This window comes from Candidatus Magnetaquiglobus sp. (genome assembly GCF_058402785.1).
The window spans coordinates 1-16,602 of the sequence record NZ_JBZVFG010000018.1 but is presented as its reverse complement, the minus strand read 5'-3'; the positions used below and the strand labels follow the sequence as shown (position 1 = coordinate 16,602).

At 62.6% G+C, this 16,602-nt stretch carries 10 protein-coding genes; 3 read left to right on the top strand and 7 right to left on the bottom strand.

Annotated features, from left to right (window positions below; all coding sequences use genetic code 11):
* Nucleotides 1-195 precede the first annotated feature (195 nt).
* The 6 genes from hrpA to efp all read right to left on the bottom strand — a co-directional run bounded on the left by hrpA (nucleotide 196) and on the right by efp (nucleotide 11,816).
* Nucleotides 196-4,290: an ATP-dependent RNA helicase HrpA gene (hrpA, locus tag ACV4UY_RS08020; protein ID WP_491607079.1), complete on the bottom strand. Its 4,095-nt coding sequence runs from the start codon at nucleotides 4,288-4,290 to the stop codon at nucleotides 196-198.
* 126 nt (nucleotides 4,291-4,416) lie between these two features.
* Nucleotides 4,417-5,298: a sulfite exporter TauE/SafE family protein gene (locus ACV4UY_RS08015; RefSeq protein WP_491607078.1), complete on the bottom strand. Its 882-nt coding sequence runs from the start codon at nucleotides 5,296-5,298 to the stop codon at nucleotides 4,417-4,419.
* A gap of 404 nt (nucleotides 5,299-5,702) precedes the next feature.
* Nucleotides 5,703-9,590 (bottom strand): DUF3683 domain-containing protein, encoded by a 3,888-nt coding sequence (locus ACV4UY_RS08010; RefSeq protein WP_491607077.1) that lies wholly within the window; start codon nucleotides 9,588-9,590, stop codon nucleotides 5,703-5,705.
* 112 nt (nucleotides 9,591-9,702) lie between these two features.
* On the bottom strand, nucleotides 9,703-10,254 hold the full coding sequence (locus tag ACV4UY_RS08005; RefSeq protein ID WP_491607076.1) for a thioredoxin family protein: 552 nt from the start codon (nucleotides 10,252-10,254) through the stop codon (nucleotides 9,703-9,705).
* A gap of 70 nt (nucleotides 10,255-10,324) precedes the next feature.
* A complete protein-coding gene (gene epmA / locus ACV4UY_RS08000; RefSeq protein WP_491607075.1) occupies nucleotides 10,325-11,299 on the bottom strand; it encodes an EF-P lysine aminoacylase EpmA in 975 nt (324 codons plus the stop codon).
* Complete coding sequence (efp, locus tag ACV4UY_RS07995) at nucleotides 11,253-11,816, bottom strand: elongation factor P (RefSeq protein ID WP_491607117.1); 564 nt, start codon at nucleotides 11,814-11,816, stop codon at nucleotides 11,253-11,255. The genes epmA and efp overlap by 47 nt, the downstream gene beginning before the upstream one ends.
* A 105-nt stretch (nucleotides 11,817-11,921) precedes the next feature.
* On the opposite strand from efp, the gene ACV4UY_RS07990 reads away from it, so the two are divergent.
* Nucleotides 11,922-12,854: a KamA family radical SAM protein gene (locus tag ACV4UY_RS07990; protein ID WP_491607074.1), complete on the top strand. Its 933-nt coding sequence runs from the start codon at nucleotides 11,922-11,924 to the stop codon at nucleotides 12,852-12,854.
* Here the strand turns inward: ACV4UY_RS07990 and ACV4UY_RS07985 are convergent.
* On the bottom strand, nucleotides 12,843-13,349 hold the full coding sequence (locus ACV4UY_RS07985; RefSeq protein WP_491607073.1) for a helix-turn-helix domain-containing protein: 507 nt from the start codon (nucleotides 13,347-13,349) through the stop codon (nucleotides 12,843-12,845). The genes ACV4UY_RS07990 and ACV4UY_RS07985 overlap by 12 nt on opposite strands.
* A 169-nt stretch (nucleotides 13,350-13,518) precedes the next feature.
* Here ACV4UY_RS07985 and ACV4UY_RS07980 point away from each other — a divergent pair, with 169 nt between their 5' ends.
* Together ACV4UY_RS07980 and ACV4UY_RS07975 are read left to right on the top strand one after the other, a co-directional pair.
* Nucleotides 13,519-14,547: a helix-turn-helix domain-containing protein gene (locus ACV4UY_RS07980; protein ID WP_491607072.1), complete on the top strand. Its 1,029-nt coding sequence runs from the start codon at nucleotides 13,519-13,521 to the stop codon at nucleotides 14,545-14,547.
* A 296-nt stretch (nucleotides 14,548-14,843) separates the two neighbouring features.
* On the top strand, nucleotides 14,844-16,436 hold the full coding sequence (locus tag ACV4UY_RS07975; protein WP_491607071.1) for a peptide chain release factor 3: 1,593 nt from the start codon (nucleotides 14,844-14,846) through the stop codon (nucleotides 16,434-16,436).
* Nucleotides 16,437-16,602 lie beyond the last annotated feature (166 nt).

Genomic DNA, 16,602 nt, shown 5'->3' with positions numbered 1-16,602 from the left:
AATGAACTATTTTGTGAATAAATTGCATCAAGTCAAGAAAAAAATTTATGGTTTTTTTGAGAAGAATCATTCTTTAATTTGCGAATGATTGCGATGCATACGAAAATCAAGTAATGTGCATAAAAAATAACGCTTTATTTTTTATGCACATTACTTTCTTTGTTTGTCAACGAACTGATCTTATAGGGCAAGTTCCTATGCCAGGCTTTTTTGCAGTTGCGCGGTCAGGCGTTTGGCCGAGACTGGCATCGCGGTGCCGAGTTCCTGGGCGAACAACGACACCCGCCACTCCTCGATCATCCAGCGCAACACGACCAACTCCGGATCGGTCAGCCCTTCCCGCGCGTGCCGCTCCGCCCGCTTGCGGTACTCCCGCCAGAAGGGGAGAATCTCGACGATGGCGCGTGAATCTTTCAATGGATCCCGCGCGCAGCGCTCCAGGCGGATCTGGATCGCCTTTAAATACGTCGGCAGACGTTCGAGCCAGGGGGAGGGCACGGTGATCAGGAAATCGGGTGGCAGAAGATGGGTCAACTGCTCCTGGATATCCGGTACCGCCTCCTTGAGCACCTGCGGGGGGGCCTGCTTGATCGCCTGACGCAGCGTGACGTACCCCTCGAGGATCCGTTGCGCCTGATTCATGCCGGCCTGGACCTCGGGGACCAACCGGGCGCGTCCGGATTGCAAACGCATCTGGAACTCGTCCGGATCGCGGATGATCGACCCTTCCGAGGGGAGGAAAAGGTCACGGATCGCCCGGTGGATGGCTTGATCGATCACCGTGACATGCGGACCGGGCTTGCCCATGGTCAGGGTGAGAAAGGCCATCGACGCCTCCCTGGAGAGCGGATGGTGACGCCGGATCCCCTGGAGCGCCGAAGCCAGATGGAGCATGAACAGCCGCGCCAGTCCGCCGCGCGTGGTCTGGATGGCCCGCATCGGGTCGTTCATCAAACGCAACGAGACCGAATCCCCATCGTCTTGCAACACCGGCGTGCCGTGCAGCCGGATGCCACCGGCATCGAGAATCACCTGCTCGGGAATCGGACCGAAATCCCAACGGATGATGCCGGTGCGCTCCCACTCCGCCTTGGGTTGCTTGACGAGTCGTTCGCGGGCATCCGCGCACAGCTCGCTTCTCAACGCCTCCAGATCCCGTCCGCGTCCGAGGATGCGGGTGCCCGATTCATCGACGATCAGGAAGTTCATGCGCAGGTGATCGGGCAGGGAGTCCTCCCGGAAGCTGTCCAGGGGGATGTCGAGGGGGGTTCTGGATTTCAATAATTGAATTAACGTAACCTTTAATGAAGAATTACCGTAACTCAAACGCCCCATGCACCACTCAACCGTCTGCGGCAACGGGACCAAGGGCTTGCGCAACCCCTTGGGCAAGGATTTAAGCAAAGCCAGAATCTTGTCCGGCAGCACCCCCGGCACCAGCCACTCGAAAGGCAGGGGGGAGAGGAGATTCAACAGAGAAAGCGGAATGCGCACGTTCACCCCGTCGTTGTGACCGCCGGGATCAAAGGTGTACTCCAACGGATACTCGCGCCCGTCGATGATCAAATGACCCGGAAAACGTTCCCCCTGGATCGATCCGTCGTCGCGACGCAGCACATGTTCGCGCTCGAAATGGAGAATCCGGGGGCTTTTCTTGCGTGCTTCGGCATACCATTCGTGAAAGCGGCGCGAGGCGTGCAACGAGGCTGGAATCCGTTCGTCGTAGAAGGCATACCGTTCCGGATCCGGGGTCAACAGATCCCGACGCCGGGTTTTGTGCTCCAGTTCCCGCACTTCGGCGATCAGCGCCTGATTGTGGACGAAAAAAGGGGCGCTCGAATTGAACTCTCCCTCGACCAGGGCCGACTGGATGAAGATCTGCCGCGCCTCGACCGGGTTGAGCGGCCCGAAATGGACCTTGCGATTGGCCAACAGCACCAGGCCGAACAGAGTCACCCGCTCCTGGGCCATCACCTGACCGAGCTGTTTCTCCCAGTGGGCGTTCAGATAGGCGCGCCGACACAACGGACCCGCCGCGGCCTCGATCCACTCCGGTTCCACCCGCGCACAGATGCGGGCGTAAAGACGGGTGGTCTCGACCAGTTCGGCGGCCACCACCCAGGTGGGCGCCTTGCGATGCAACGTCGAGCCGGGATGAATCCAGAAACGGCTGTCGCGGGCGCCGGCGAACTCCCGATGGTCCAGCTTGAAACCGATGTTGCCGAGCAGTCCCGGCAGCAGCGCCTGATGGATCTCCGCGTAGGTAGCCTCGGTCTCGTTGGGTTTGAGTCCCAGTTCCAGACACATCTCTTCAAGCTGGGTGTGGATCTCCAGCCACTCCCGCACACGGACACGAGATAAATAGTTTTCCTTCAAGAATCTTCGAAAACCATTATTGCTATGGTGGTCGAGACGACCCTGCCCGATGAAACGCCAGAGGTTCAGCAGCGCGGAAAAATCGGAGTTGGGATCCTTGTGACGGGCATGGGCCTGACGTGCCGCGTCGCGGCGTTCCAGAGGCTCCTCGCGGGGATCCGGAATGCAAAGCGCGGACACCAGTACCAGGATCTCCTTCAACCGTCCGCGCTTGCCCCCTTCCAGAAGGATCCGCCCCAAACCGGGCGGCACCGGCAGTTGGGCCAACTGCTTGCCGATGGCGGTGAGATGACCGTCGTCGTCCAGGGCTCCGATCTCTTCCAAAAAGCGCATCCCCTGACTGATCGACCGGTTCGGAGGTGGATCGACGAAGGGAAAGGCATCGATCTCGCCGATGCGCATCGCCTTCATTTGCAGGATCACCGCATCGAGCGGGGTGCGCAGGATCTCCGGATCGGTGAAATGGGGACGGGCGAGATAATCCTCCTCGGAATAGAGCCTGATGCAGATGCCGTCCGCGACCCGTCCGCAGCGTCCCTGACGTTGATCCGCCGAAGCGCGGGAGGTTTTTTCCACCGGAAGACGCTGGATGCGGCTTCGTTCGCTGATGCGGCTGATGCGCACCAGACCGGAGTCGATCACATAGCGCACGCCGGGTACGGTGATCGAGGTTTCGGCCACGTTGGTGGCCAGGATGATCCGGCGTTGCGAGCCGGCCTGGAAGATGCGCTGCTGATCCGCGCCCGGCAGGCGCGCGAACAGAGGCAGGATTTCGGTGCCCAGGGGAAGCGTTTTGTCCAGCACCTCGCCGATCTCGCGAATCTGCTGCTCGCCGGGCAGAAACACCAGAATATCCCCGTGCATACCGGGTCGTGACAGCTCGGCCACCGCCGCCAGGATCGCCTGTTCCAGGCTCTGCTCCTCGGCATCTTCCAGATCGTTTTCTTCGTCGGCTTCCACCACGCGAGGCCGATAGCGGGTTTCGACCGGATAGGTGCGCCCCGATACGTCGATGATTGGCGCATCCCCGAAATGGCGCGAAAATTTCTCCGCGTCCAGGGTGGCGGAGCTGATGATCAGCTTGAATTCCGGACGTTTGGGCAGGATCTGTTTCAACAGGCCCAACAAGAAGTCGATGTTGAGACTCCGTTCGTGGGCCTCGTCCACGATGATCGCCTCGTAGCGGCTGAGCAGACGATCCCCCTGGATCTCGGCGAGCAGAATCCCGTCGGTCATGATCTTGACCAGGGTATCCGGATTGGTGTGATCGTTGAAACGCACCTTGTGGCCGATCAGCCGATCCGGATCGTTGAGATCCTGACGCAGAAACTCCGCGATCGAGCGGGCCGCGATGCGACGCGGTTGGGTGACTCCGATCATGCCGGCGCTTCCCAGTCCCATCGCCAGACAGATCTTCGGCAGTTGGGTGGTCTTGCCCGACCCGGTGGCGCCACGGACGATGGTCACCGGATGTTTGCCGAGCGCGGCCAGGATGTCGTCGCGCCGGACGGTGATCGGCAACTCCTCGGGAAAGTTCAATGCCGGAATCGAGGCCCGTCGGCGCGCAAACACCTCCCGCGAACGTTTGAGCCGTTCGCGCAGCTCTTCCAGCCGCCTGGGATCCGGGCATGCCCCCTCCCGCGCCTGGCGGGAAAGCTCTCCATGCAGCTTGCGCAACGGGTGGCGGTCACGGATCAGGCAGTGCCGCAACGAACCAAGGTGGGGCAGGGAGTCGTCAGAGATGGAGGATCCGACCGGCGTACTCCGGGCTGGCTGTCCGTTCGGTCCGGGCGGCGCGTTCCGGGCTTGCTCCAGGTCCGATGCGAGCGGTGGATCGGCGCTCGGGGAGACGGCAGACTCAAGAGGAGAGGCAAGCCTTCGGGGAGGGTGTCGTTCCGGTTGATGATCGGGCATGGCTGGCCTTCAAGCGCGTCTGCGGGGATCGTCGAGACGCACGCTGTGCTCCTCGCCCAGGTGGCTGCCGGATTGCATCCGCGGAGGGGATGGTTGAAGCGTTTCACGAGACACCATGGTTCATCCTTATTCGATGACAAGATCAAGGAGGGCCTCCTTGATGATGGAGATCACGGCGGCCATGCCGGCCTGATCGACCGGCGGCCAGGAGCGAAGGATCAGGACCCCACCGGCTGCCGCCGCCAGCAGCAGGACCGCGACACGGGTGCGTCCCGCGTCGAGCCAGCGTTCGAACGGACCGGCGCTCCAGAGCCCGAGGAGCACCGCGGGCATCAACTCCAGCCCCCGGATCGATTTCGCCATGTCCAGTTGCACGGAGTGGGGCAACACAAACAACGAGATCGTGCCAATCACCAGGAAATAGAGGGCCAGGGTCGCACGAAACCGGTTGCCGGGCAGGGCTTGCAGGGCCAGCACCACCGGTGGCCCTCCCATGGTGGTGGTGATGTTCATGAGGCCCGAAAAGAAGCCGGCGCCGATCAACACTCCGGCGGTGGCGTGTTTGGCGCCATGCAGGCGCGACATCCCCACCGCCGAGAGTACCAGCACACCGAACAGCATGTCCGCCTGACGAGGGGTCAACCAGTCGTAGGAGAGGACACCCAGCCACAGGCCCGGCAGGGATCCCATCACCATCCATGCCAGGGGGCCTTTTTCCGCCGCCTTCAACCCCCGCGCGCCCATGGCCACATTGAGCAGCATGCCGGCCACCATCAGCGGACCGGGGAGCAGATCGGGATCGATCAGCTTGAGCAGCGGCGCGGAGATCAACGCGAACCCGAACCCCAGGGAGGCCTGGACCACCGTGCCAAGATAGACCAGGAGCAGATCCAGGGCAAATGTCGGACTGATGGCGGGGAGCCATTCGGGCAGATGTGAGGCGATGTCGATGGTGGTCTCCTGGAATGGTCGAGAGCGGGCATCGATCCCATGGGGCTCTCCTGCCAAGATGCCAGGTTGCCGTGGAACTCCCGAAGGGGGGCCACGGTCGGGGAGAGGGGGAATCGAACCCGCATCTTCCCCGGCTCACCTCAAGGGAGGTCCACGGTCGGGGGGAGGGAGGCTATCCTTTCATGACGACCGACCCACCAAGAATGGGAGGTCCACGGTTGGGGGGAGGGAGGCTCCCCCCGTCATGCACATGTGAAACCACGTCTATTTTGAAAGGCGTCGTTTCCCGCAATGTTGCGCTGCGGCGCCTTTTTCGCAAAAAACGCGAAAAAGGCTTCTTTGAGAAAAGCGCGCTCAAGTCGAAAGCTAAAGCCCCAAGGGCTTTGTCCTTGGATCCCACCAGGGGGATAATCTCCCTGGACCCCTGATCAGGGAACGACGCATCCCGTGATGGGTACGGTTTACAACAGCACTTTTTCCAGTCCACCGCGACGCATGCGTTCCAAAAAGGCCGTCCGCCACCCGGGTCCGAGCAGGGAACGGGTCAACTCCACCACCAGGTAGTCGGCGCTGGTGTTTTCCAGTCGGGACAATCCCTGGAAACACGAGGGGCAGGAGGTTAGGATGCGGGCCGTTTCGCCGGGTTCGCGGTTGCGGTTGACCTCCTCGTCCTTGCGGAAGCGCACCTGGGCGGCGATGTCCGGACGGGAGACCGAAAAGGTGCCGGCCTCGCCGCAACAGCGGTCCGCCAGCACCGCCGGACGTCCCAGCAGCCTGGAGGCGACCATCAGCGGCGGATGGACCTTCATCGGCGAGTGGCAGGGGTCGTGGAACAGGATCGGTTCGCGGGAGCGCGAATGGATTCCGACCCCTTTCTCCATCAAGAATTCATGCACATCCAGCAACCTGGAGCCGGGAAAGATGGTCTCGAAGTGGTACTTTTCCAACTGGTCCATGCAGGTGCCGCAAGAGACGATGACGGTCTTGATCTCCAGGTGGCTCAAGGCATGGGCCACCCGGTGGAACAGCACCCGGTTGCGCATGGTGATCTGGCGTCCCAGGGTTTCCAATCCCGAGGCGCTCTGGGGAAACCCGCAGCAGATCGCGCCGGGCGGCAGCACCACCTGGGCGCCGATGTGGACCATCATGGCGATCGAGGCCAGGGCCACGTCGGAAAAGAGTCGTTCGCAGCCGCAACCCGGAAAATAGAAGACGCTTTCGAATTTGGGTTCCGAGCGATCGGCATCCCGCAGCACCGGGATCACCGAAGGATCTTCGATATCCAGATAGCCGCGCGCCGAGCGACTCGGCAGACCGACGGGCAGGGGACGCTCCAGCAGGGGAACGAACTGTTCCACCAGATTGGGGGCGCGTCCGGCGGCGGCCTTGGGCGGTTCGTCGCCGTGCCGGTGCGGACGGGTGAGTTGCTTCCACAGGCGATGGGCCAAGCGCTGTCCCGCGTAACCGCCGAGAATGAAGAACTGGCGGGCCAGACGGATCAGGCGCGGGTCGGTGGCGGTGAGAAAACCGAGGGCCAGGCGGTGGCCGATGCGTCCGGAGCGGCGCGCGCGACTCTTGAGCATCTCGCGCATGCGCATGGTGACCGCAGCGAAGTCGATGTTCACCGGGCACGGGGTGGCGCAGCGCCGGCAGACCGCGCAGTGGTCGGCCAGATCGGTCAGGGCGTTGAAGTGGCTCAGGGAGACTTTGCGCCGCGCCTGCTCCTCATACAAGAACGCCTCGATGATCAGGCCCGTGGCCAGGATCTTGTCGCGCGGGGAGTAGAAGAGATTGGCGCGCGGCACATGGGTGGAACAGACTTTCTTGCATTTGCCGCAGCGCAGACAGTTGCGCACGTCGTCATTCAGATCGCCCATGGCGGTCTCGCGCAGGATGATCGCCTCCTGCTGCACCAGGCGCAACGACGGGGTGTAGGCGCGCTCCAGACCCGAGCCGGGCATCAGCTTGCCCGGATTGAAGCGTCCTTCCGGATCGACCGTCATTTTGTAATCGACGAAGGCGTCGATGATCTCGGGATCCAGATAGCGGAATTTGGTGAGCCCGATGCCGTGTTCGCCGGAGACCCGTCCATCCAGGGAGACGGCCAGCTCCATGATCCGATCCACGATCCGTTCCGCCTCCTGGAGCATCTCGTAGTCGTTGGAGTTGACCGGGATGTTGGTGTGGACGTTGCCATCGCCGGCATGCATGTGCAGGGCCACGAACAGCCGTCGGGAGCGCTCCGCCCCATGCAGCGCGTCGATCTCCCGGCGCGCGGCGTCCCACAGTTCGCCGGCGAAGGCGTTGTGGAGTGGACGCAGCACCTCCTGACGCAGGGAGATACGCATTTCGCGGCGCAACAGCAGATCGATCAACCGGATGTCGGCACGGGCCTGGGCCGGGGAGTCGAGCAGATCGGGATGATCCGTGGCCCAGGCATCGAGGGCGGCGAAAATCCTCTGCCACCGCTGGCGCACCCTGGCCAACAGGGCCAATCCCGCCTCGCGCTTGGCGGCCACCGAAGTCAGGCTTTCGTCGCTGTTCGGATAGCCGGCGGGCAGAGAGAGCGCCAACCCCTCTCCGTCCAGAAACCGCTCCATGACCACCAGGGTTTGGATCTTGTTCTTGAGCGACTGCTCGATGTTGATCCGTTCGATGCCGGTGTTGTATTCGGCCAGCCGCTCCAGGGGGATGACCACGTCCTCGTTGATCTTGAAGGCGTTGGTGTGGGCGGCGATCGCGGCGGTGCGGGAGCGGTCCGCCCAGTAGCGGGCCCGCTCCTCCTCGCTGACCGCGATGAACCCCTCGCCATCCCGCGCCTGCGCCAGTTCGGTGACATGCAGGGCCGCCTCGCGTACCCGGTTTTCGTCATCGCCGATGATGTCGGCCAGAATGGCCATTTTCGGGTGTTCGCCGCGCGAGGCCTTGACGTTGTAGCCCACCGCGCGCAGATAGCGCTCGTCCAGGTGTTCCAGACCCGCGCAGGCCACGCCCGGAGTCTCTTCCAGGTAGCGTTTGGTCTCGACGATGGCCGGCACGGCTTGCGCCAGATCCGCGCCGAAGAACTCCAGACAGACGGTGCGGGTGAATTTTGGCTTGGGATAGAGCACGAACACGGCGCTGGTGATCAGACCGTCGCACCCCTCTTTCTGGATGCCGGGCAGTCCCATGAGGGCCTTGTTGGTGACATCCTTGCCCAGTCCGGGCTTGCGGAACTGTTCCGAGGGGATGGTCAGGGTGACCGGTTCGCCCACGGGGATCTGGCCGTCGCCGCCGAAGCGGGTGACGCGGAAATGGGCCTCGGGCAGGGCATGGATCTTGCCCAGGTTGTGATCGAGTCGTTCCACCTCCATCCAGCCGCCATCCGGGGTGGCCATGCGCCAGGAGAGGAGGTTGTCCAGGGTGGTGCCCCACAGCACCGCCTTCTTGCCGCCGGCGTTCATGGCGATGTTGCCGCCGATGGTCGAGGCGTTTTTGGAGGTGGGATCGACCGCGAAGATCCAGCCGGACCTGGCGGCGGTCTCTTCCACCCGCGCGGTGATCGCGCCGGCGCCCACCCGGATCGTGGGTACGGAATCGATGGCCGTGGAACTCCCGTCGGGGAGGTCCGCAGTCGGGGAGTGCGGGGGTTCTCCCCCTTTCATGCACGTCAGGCCCGGCGGCACGATCCGTTCGATGGGGGCGATGAAATCGATTTTTTCGGTATTGATGATCACCGTGTCGGGATGAAGGGGCACGCCGGAGCCGGTATAGCCGGTCCCGCCGCCGCGCGGAATGACCGGAAGACCCAGTTCGCCGCACACCGCCACCAACGCCGCCACCTCCTCCTCGCGGTCCGGTTTCAACACGCAAGCCGGACACTCGACGCGCCAGTCGGTGGCATCGGTGATGTGGGCCACCCGCCCCATGGGGGTGAAGTCGATGTTTTCCGCACGGGTGACGCGCGCGAAGGCGTGTCGGGCCCGCTTGCGCAGCGATTCGCGTTGCGGAAACCACGCCCCAAAGGCCTTGACCGCCTCCCGCAGGTTTTCGATCAGTTCGAACACCTCGGCATTGCCCTTGGCACGATCCACGATCAACTGGATGCGCTGACCGATGTTCTCCAGAAGGGCATCAAGGCGTCGGGGGTGTTCGAGCAGATCCTCCTGCAGGTAGGGGTTGCGGGAGATCACCCAGAGATCGCCGAGAATCTCGAAGAGCACCCGGGCCGAACGTCCGGTCTCCCGTTTTCCGCGCAGGCTCTCCAGATACTCCCAGGCCCGCTGACCGAGAAAACGGAGCACGACCTCCCGATCGGAAAACGAGGTGTAGTTGAAGGGAATTTCCCGATTTTTCGCGCTTTGGGTCACCTTGAGGCTTCCTGATTCACATCGGGACGGATCCCGACGGGGGTTGGTGTGGCACACCCGATGCAGGCGCCACGCGGGGGGGAGCGATGGGGAACTCCCCCCATCCGGCCCGTTACTCCTTCCACTTGATGCTGCACCCCATGGCGGCATTTTGCGGTTCCGGGACCGCCCGATCCTCGAGCAGCGCCAGAATCGCCTCCTTCATCTCCTCGCGGCGCACCGCCGCCGGATTGCGCGGACTGTCGTCCAGTCGACCGCGATAGCGCAGCGTGCGCGCCCGATCGTAGACGAAAAAGTCCGGGGTGCAGACCGCGCCGTAATCCCGGGCGGTCCGCTGGTTCCCGTCGTACAGATAATCGAAGGAATAGCCTTTTTTGTTGGCCCGAAGGCGCATGTTTTCGAAGCTGTCTTCCGGATAGCTGGTCGGATCGTTGCTGCTGATGCCGACAAACGCCACCCCTCTGGGTTGCAGTTCCCGCGCCAGGACGATCAGACGCTCCTCGATCGCCTGCACATACGGGCAGTGGTTGCAGATGAACATCACCACCAGCACCGGACTCGACTGGTAACTCTCCAGGGTGTGCGTCTTGCCATCCACGCCGGGCAAGGCAAACTCCGGGGCGAACGCGCCCAGTTCTCCGGGGGGTGAGTGCAACAGAACCATGCGGGGATCTCCTCTTAATGGCCGTGACCGATCTGTGGAAAAATGCAAATCGGTGGGATCGATGCAATTTTCATGCACGATCCTCGGGAAAGGCCACCACTTCGGCCAGTCGCACCGCGCCCATGGCCAGCATCACCAGTCGATCCACCCCCAACGCCGCACCCGCCGTCTTGGGCATCCCGACTCGCAAGGCGTCAAGAAAGTTCCCATCAATCGGCAATTTCGATTTTCCGGCCTCGGTTCGTTTGGCGTTGGCCTCCAGCAGACGCGCCTCCTGTTGGTCCGGATCGGTCAATTCCTGGTAGCCGTTGACCAGTTCCACCCCGCGCGCATACAACTCGAAACGGAGCGCGGTGGCCGGCGGGCCGGAATCGATGATCGCCATGGCCGCCCGCTCCGCCGGGAATCGGGTCAGCACCACCACGCCGTCCAGGGCGGCGAAGGCCGGTTCCACCCGTTCGGTCAGCAGCAGATCCAGAAGTTCCAGACGCTCCAGCCCCTCGGGGAGCGGGCCGGGAAGGGCGTTGCGGAGCGTGGCCCAATCGTCCGCGAAGGGGTCGATGCCGGCGAATCGGGTGAACGCCTCGGCAAAGGTGAATTCGTGACGCCCGGTCGTTCCCAGCGCTTCGAGCACCAGCGCCACGCTCTCATCGATGAGTTCGCGCCAGCTCCAGCCGGGACGATACCACTCCAGCATGGTGAACTCGGGATTGTGCAGAGGTCCGGACTCCCCGGCGCGAAACGCGCGGGTGATCTGATAGATCGGACCTGATCCCGCCACCACCAGCCGTTTCATCGCCGTCTCCGGCGAGGTGGAGAGATAGCCCATCTCGCAGCCGATCGGATCCAGCGACGCGTCGGGGGCCGTGAAACGGCTCAAGATCGGGGTTTCGACCTCCAACACGCCACGGGCGAAGAAGAACTCCCGGATCTGTCGCAACACCCGCGCCCGCGCGGCCCAACCGTCCGGAGAGGCCGCGGGTCGCCAGATTTCCGGATCAATCCTTGGCACGTTCGACGTATTGGCCGGTACGGGTATCGACACGGATTCGCTCGCCCTCGTTGATGAACAGCGGCACCTTGACCTCGGCGCCGGTCTCCAGGGTGGCCGGTTTGGTGGCCCCGGAGACCGTATCGCCCTTGATGCCCGGATCGCATTTGGTGATGGTGAGGATGACGAAGGAGGGGGGCATCACCGCGATGGCGCGATTCTTCCAAAGCGTCACCAGATAGGTCTCCTGCTCCTTGAGCCAGAAGCGGGTTTCACCAACCTGGGTTTCGTCGAGGGCGGACTGTTCGTAGCTGGCCGGATCCATGAAATGCCAGTACTCTCCGTCGTTGTACAGAAACTGCATGTCCCGATCGACGACATCGGCCTTGATGACGTTTTCGCTCGACTTGAAGGTGCGCTCGATCACCCGGCCATCGATCAGGTTCTTGATCTTGATCTTGGTGAAGGCCTGGCCCTTGCCCGGCTTGACGAACTGGGCATCGACGATGATCCATGGCAACTCGTCGATCTCGACGCGGGTGCCCTGGCGCAGTTGGTTGTGGTTGAGCATGTCACTCATGATGAATACGATTTCCTTGGCAATGGGTTCACGAAAGGTCCAACGATGACATCCGCTCCCCAGTATACCGCAACCGAGGCCGCAGATCACCCCGCCATGAATCATTCGGTCGAAATCCCGACAAATTTCCCCGCCGGAGCCAGAAAGGCGGCAGAGACGTTCCCGTTTCTGGTGCCGCCGGCCCTGGCCGCGCGACTGATGGCCGAGCGGGGCGAGGGCCCTTTGTCGCGGCAGTTCCTCCCCACCGTCGAGGAGTTGCAGGAGGTTCCGGGATACACCACCGATCCGTTGAACGAATCCTGCACGCAAAAAATCCCTGGACTGATCGCCAAATATCCGGGACGCGTGCTGCTTAAGGTGACCACGGGATGCGCTGTGCATTGTCGTTTCTGTTTCCGGCGTCATGACCGCGCCACGCCGTCTCCCATGCACCCGCGAGCGTTTCAACCCGCCCTGGAGGCGATCGCGGCGGATTCGTCCCTCCGCGAGGTGATCCTTTCGGGCGGCGATCCGCTCACTCTGTCGGATCGTCGCCTGGAACGCCTCGCGGCACGCCTGGCCGACATCCCGCATCTCAAACGGTTGCGCATCCATACCCGCGTGCCGGTTTTTCTCCCCAAACGAATCACCCCGCGATTGATCCGGATCCTCACCGGCAGTCGCCTGACCCCCATCGTGGTGGTGCATGTCAACCACGCCGACGAACTCGACGCGCCGGCGCGGGCAGGCCTGGCCAGGATGGTGGATGCGGGCATTCCGCTTCTGAATCAATCGGTCCTGTTGAAAGGGATCAACGACGACGGGGAGAGCCTGGCCGCCTTGTGCGAGGCGCTGATCGATGCGCGGGTCATGCCGTATTACCTGCATCTGCTCGACGCGGTGGCCGGCGCGGCCCATTTCGAGGTTCCCGAAGCCCGCGGACGGGAGTTGATGACCGCCCTGCGCGCGCGTCTTCCGGGCTATGCCGTCCCGCGGTTGGTGCGGGAGGTGGTGGGACTGAGTTCAAAACAAGAAATCTTATACATCTGATGTTTCCGTCTCCACCGAAACGGTTGCGCATGATCCGACATTGTTTTCCGTGTCGGTCGTCGCGCCCGCCTCTTGCGAGGCCTCCTTGCGGCGTCGGGTGCGGGCCCGTTGACGGTTGCGCAACCTGCGCACCTGGTTGCGCAAGGCATACAGGGTGTGGATCATTTTATCCAACTCCCCTTCCACAAAGCCCAGTTGCGTGCTGGTCCCCCCGGTGATCGCCCCCTCCTCGGAGTCCGCCTCGATCCCCTTGTCCTGAAAAGGCAGCATTTCGCCAACACCGGTCTCCAGCCACACCGGATTGACCCGACAGGCCATGGCAATCGCCACCGTTTTGCGAGAACTGCCGAACTGCCCGGACTCGAGTTTGTGGATCGCGGCCTGACTGACGCCCACCTGTCCCGCCAACTCCTGCTGGGTCAGATCGGCATGCAGACGGGCCGACTTGAATCGTTGGGCAAAAGAGGGATTTTTGGATTCGTTGCTGTGATTCATGCTGACTCCATACCGGCGCATCGTTTTGATAAAGATTCTGTTCATGATAACATCATACAACTTGCTGAATCAACAGTTCTCGTGTATATTGACACGAAGTAATAATTTTTGCGGTCTGTGGCCACAATAATTCCGAACAATACGAAAAATGATGCAAAAATCCACAAGCATGATTAGCTTGCGATTGCGGGCGATCCGACGGGAACTCGACTTGACCCAACAGGAGCTTTCCGAACGGATCGGCGTGAGTCGCGCCTACATTGCGGATGTCGAGGCGGGACGCAAGGAACCGTCGCGCAATTTCATCGTCAAGTTGACCGATCAGGTACACATCTCCGGCGATTGGTTGCTCTCCGGCAGCGGAGAGATGTTTCTGGAAGGGACCAAGGGGACGGTCCGCGACCGACTGGTGCGCATGCTGGCCACCACCGAGCGGGATGTGGAGGGGTGGTTGAACGGGTTGGGCGTGACCAATCGGAGTTCCGCCGCGCTGGAGGTGAATGGCGGAATCTGGAATCAGGCGTTCCTGAACCGGGTGAGTCGTCTGGAAGGGGTGCGCGGCGAATGGTTGCTGCATGGGGATGGCTCGCCGTTTCCGGGTGGTCGCATGCGCGGGGACGAAGAGGCGGTGCAACGTTTGCGCGAGTTGTTGTCCCTGGAGGAGCGCGGCTGGCATCTCTATCTGGTGACCGATCGGGAGTTGTTCTGCGTGGTGCTGGTCGCGCCGGCCTGGAGTGAACAACCGAACGGTCAGACGGATGAGTACACGCTGATGGAGGTGATCGGCGGCGCGGTGGGACGGCGCACCTTGAGCGCGGTGCGGGCGCTGCTCGGCACGTTGGCGATCTATGTGCTGGTGGTGACCTCCGAGAATCTGCGCCGATTGGTGAACGGCTGGCTTGGGGTTCGGGAGTTCATGGGTTCGGGACGGATCACGGGGATCATCGATGGGGCGATCCGCGTCGAACGGGAGACCCAGGTAGGGGAGTATATCCCCGAACCCCTGGCTCAGATCGACGCGGATCTGCTGGAGAGCGCCTGCAAGTCTGCAGGCGAGGAGCAGCGCGCCGCCCGGATTCTCTACTGGCTGGCCACCTGGTTGCCAAATGCGGGTCATGACGAACGGATTTTTCTGGAAGGTCTGCTGCGCCGCAACTTCCCGGAGTTCGGGGAGCAGAGCTGGGAAAACGGGGGGTGAGGCCACACGCCGACCGCGCCTCGGCATGACTCGCGAGAGATCGACCAGGCCCATTCCGCGAGCGACGACCTTGGGTCGTTGATGTTGGTCTGCACGTTTTTCACCCGCCGGAGATCCCTGGCACCTCGATCGACTCTTTATGGCACGGGTCAAATCGGATAGAATGGGGGGTTGTCGTTGTGGAGGGGAAAGAATCCCCTCACCCCCGACCGTGCCCCTCTGACGGGAATTCCACGGAAAAACGGGGTTGCTTCGTTCCCTTGTGTTTCGTCCCGTCAGCGAGGATCACGCGGTTCATGAGCGCCATTTCCCATGAGGTCGGCAGACGCCGCACCTTTGCCATCATCTCCCACCCGGACGCGGGCAAGACCACCCTCACCGAAAAGCTCCTCCTGTTCGGAGGCGCCATCCAGGAGGCCGGACGGGTGCGGGCGCGCGGCGAACAACGCCGGGCCCGCTCCGACTGGATGAAGGTGGAACGCGAACGGGGCATTTCGGTCACCGCCTCGGTGATGACCTTCGAGTTCGACGGTCACGTCATCAACCTGTTGGATACGCCGGGGCACGCCGACTTCTCCGAAGACACCTTCCGCACCCTGACCGCCGTCGATTCGGCGGTGATGGTGTTGGACGCGGCCAAGGGGATCGAGACGCAAACCTTGAAACTCTTCGAGGTGTGCCGTCTGCGCAACGTGCCCATCATCACCTTCATCAACAAGATGGACCGGGATGGTCTGGATCCCTTCACCCTGATGGACCAGATCGCCGATCAACTGGCCCTGGAGGTGACGCCGCTCAACTGGCCGGTGGGGATGGGCGGGGAGTTTCAGGGGTGCTATGACCTGCTGAAACCACGTCTGTCCTGCATGGAACGGGTCCGCCCGGAACAGGTTCCCCCGGAGGGGTTGCCCCTTTCCGGCGTGGACGATGCCCAGCTCGACGGACTGCTCTCGCCGCGTTTTCTCAACCCGCTGCGCGAAGAGGTGGAGATGGCCCACGGCCTCTGCCCGACCTTCGATCTGGAGAGCTATCGCGAGGGCCATTTGACCCCGGTCTTCTTTGGCAGCGCCATGTACGATTTCGGCGTGCGCGAGCTGTTGCGCGCCCTGCTCGATCTGGCCCCCGCGCCACGCCCCCAGCAGGCGGAACAACGCCTGGTGGAGCCGGACGAGGAGAAGGTCTCCGGCTTTGTGTTCAAGATCCAGGCGAACATGGATCCCAACCATCGCGACCGCATCGCCTTTTTCCGGCTGGTCTCGGGCCAGTTCCGACGCGGCATGAAACTCAAACACGCGGTGACCGGCAAGATTCTTTCGGTCCACAATCCGTTGCTGTTCATGGCCCGCGAACGGGATCTGGCCGAGGAGGCCTGGGCCGGCGACGTGATCGGCATCCCCAATCACGGGGTGTTGCGCATCGGCGACACCTTGACCGAGGGGGAGAGCCTGAAATTCACCGGGGTGCCGAGTTTCGCGCCGGAGATTCTGCGTCGCGTCCGGCCCGAGGATCCGATGCGGGTCAAACATCTGGAGAACGCCCTGCGCCAGTTGGGCGAGGAGGGTGTGGCCCGCGCCTTCAAGACCCATCTGGGCTCCCAATGGATCGTCGGCGTGCTGGGCGCCTTGCAGTTCGAGGTGCTCGCCGAGCGGATTCGTGGCGAATACGATGTTCCGGTGCGCTTCGAGGATGCAGGCTACATCACCGCCCGCTGGCTGGAGTCGGACGACCACCGCCTGTTGAAAAAGTTCGTGGATGCCTGCCAGGCGGAGATGGCCGAGGATTACGACGGCGCGCCGGTCTTTCTGGCCCGCAACACCTGGCGTCTGAACGATGCCATAAAGGAGTGGTCCGGGGTTCGTTTTCAGAAGGTACGCGAGGGTACGGCTTGAGGAGAGCCGTATCCCGACTCATCCGCCTCATCTTTCTGGCCGAGAGGGAACGGTGTGGCGCAAGCCGGTATGCGATAGACCTGGCGAGAGAAGGGCTGCCCCGCCCGCCGAACCGCACGCTCGATGGTGCGGCGGATCAGGCCGTGGCCGAGGTCAAGGATTCTCG

What these genes read in the sequence shown, in the direction of transcription:
- hrpA (WP_491607079.1), bottom strand. Translation starts at nt 4,290, where the DNA reads ATGCCCGATCATCAACCGGAACGACACCCTCCCCGAAGGCTTGCCTCT.
- ACV4UY_RS08005 (WP_491607076.1), bottom strand. Translation starts at nt 10,254, where the DNA reads ATGGTTCTGTTGCACTCACCCCCCGGAGAACTGGGCGCGTTCGCCCCG.
- efp (WP_491607117.1), bottom strand. Translation starts at nt 11,816, where the DNA reads ATGCTCAACCACAACCAACTGCGCCAGGGCACCCGCGTCGAGATCGAC.
- ACV4UY_RS07990 (WP_491607074.1), top strand. Translation starts at nt 11,922, where the DNA reads ATGAATCATTCGGTCGAAATCCCGACAAATTTCCCCGCCGGAGCCAGA.
- ACV4UY_RS07985 (WP_491607073.1), bottom strand. Translation starts at nt 13,349, where the DNA reads ATGAATCACAGCAACGAATCCAAAAATCCCTCTTTTGCCCAACGATTC.
- ACV4UY_RS07980 (WP_491607072.1), top strand. Translation starts at nt 13,519, where the DNA reads ATGATTAGCTTGCGATTGCGGGCGATCCGACGGGAACTCGACTTGACC.
- ACV4UY_RS07975 (WP_491607071.1), top strand. Translation starts at nt 14,844, where the DNA reads ATGAGCGCCATTTCCCATGAGGTCGGCAGACGCCGCACCTTTGCCATC.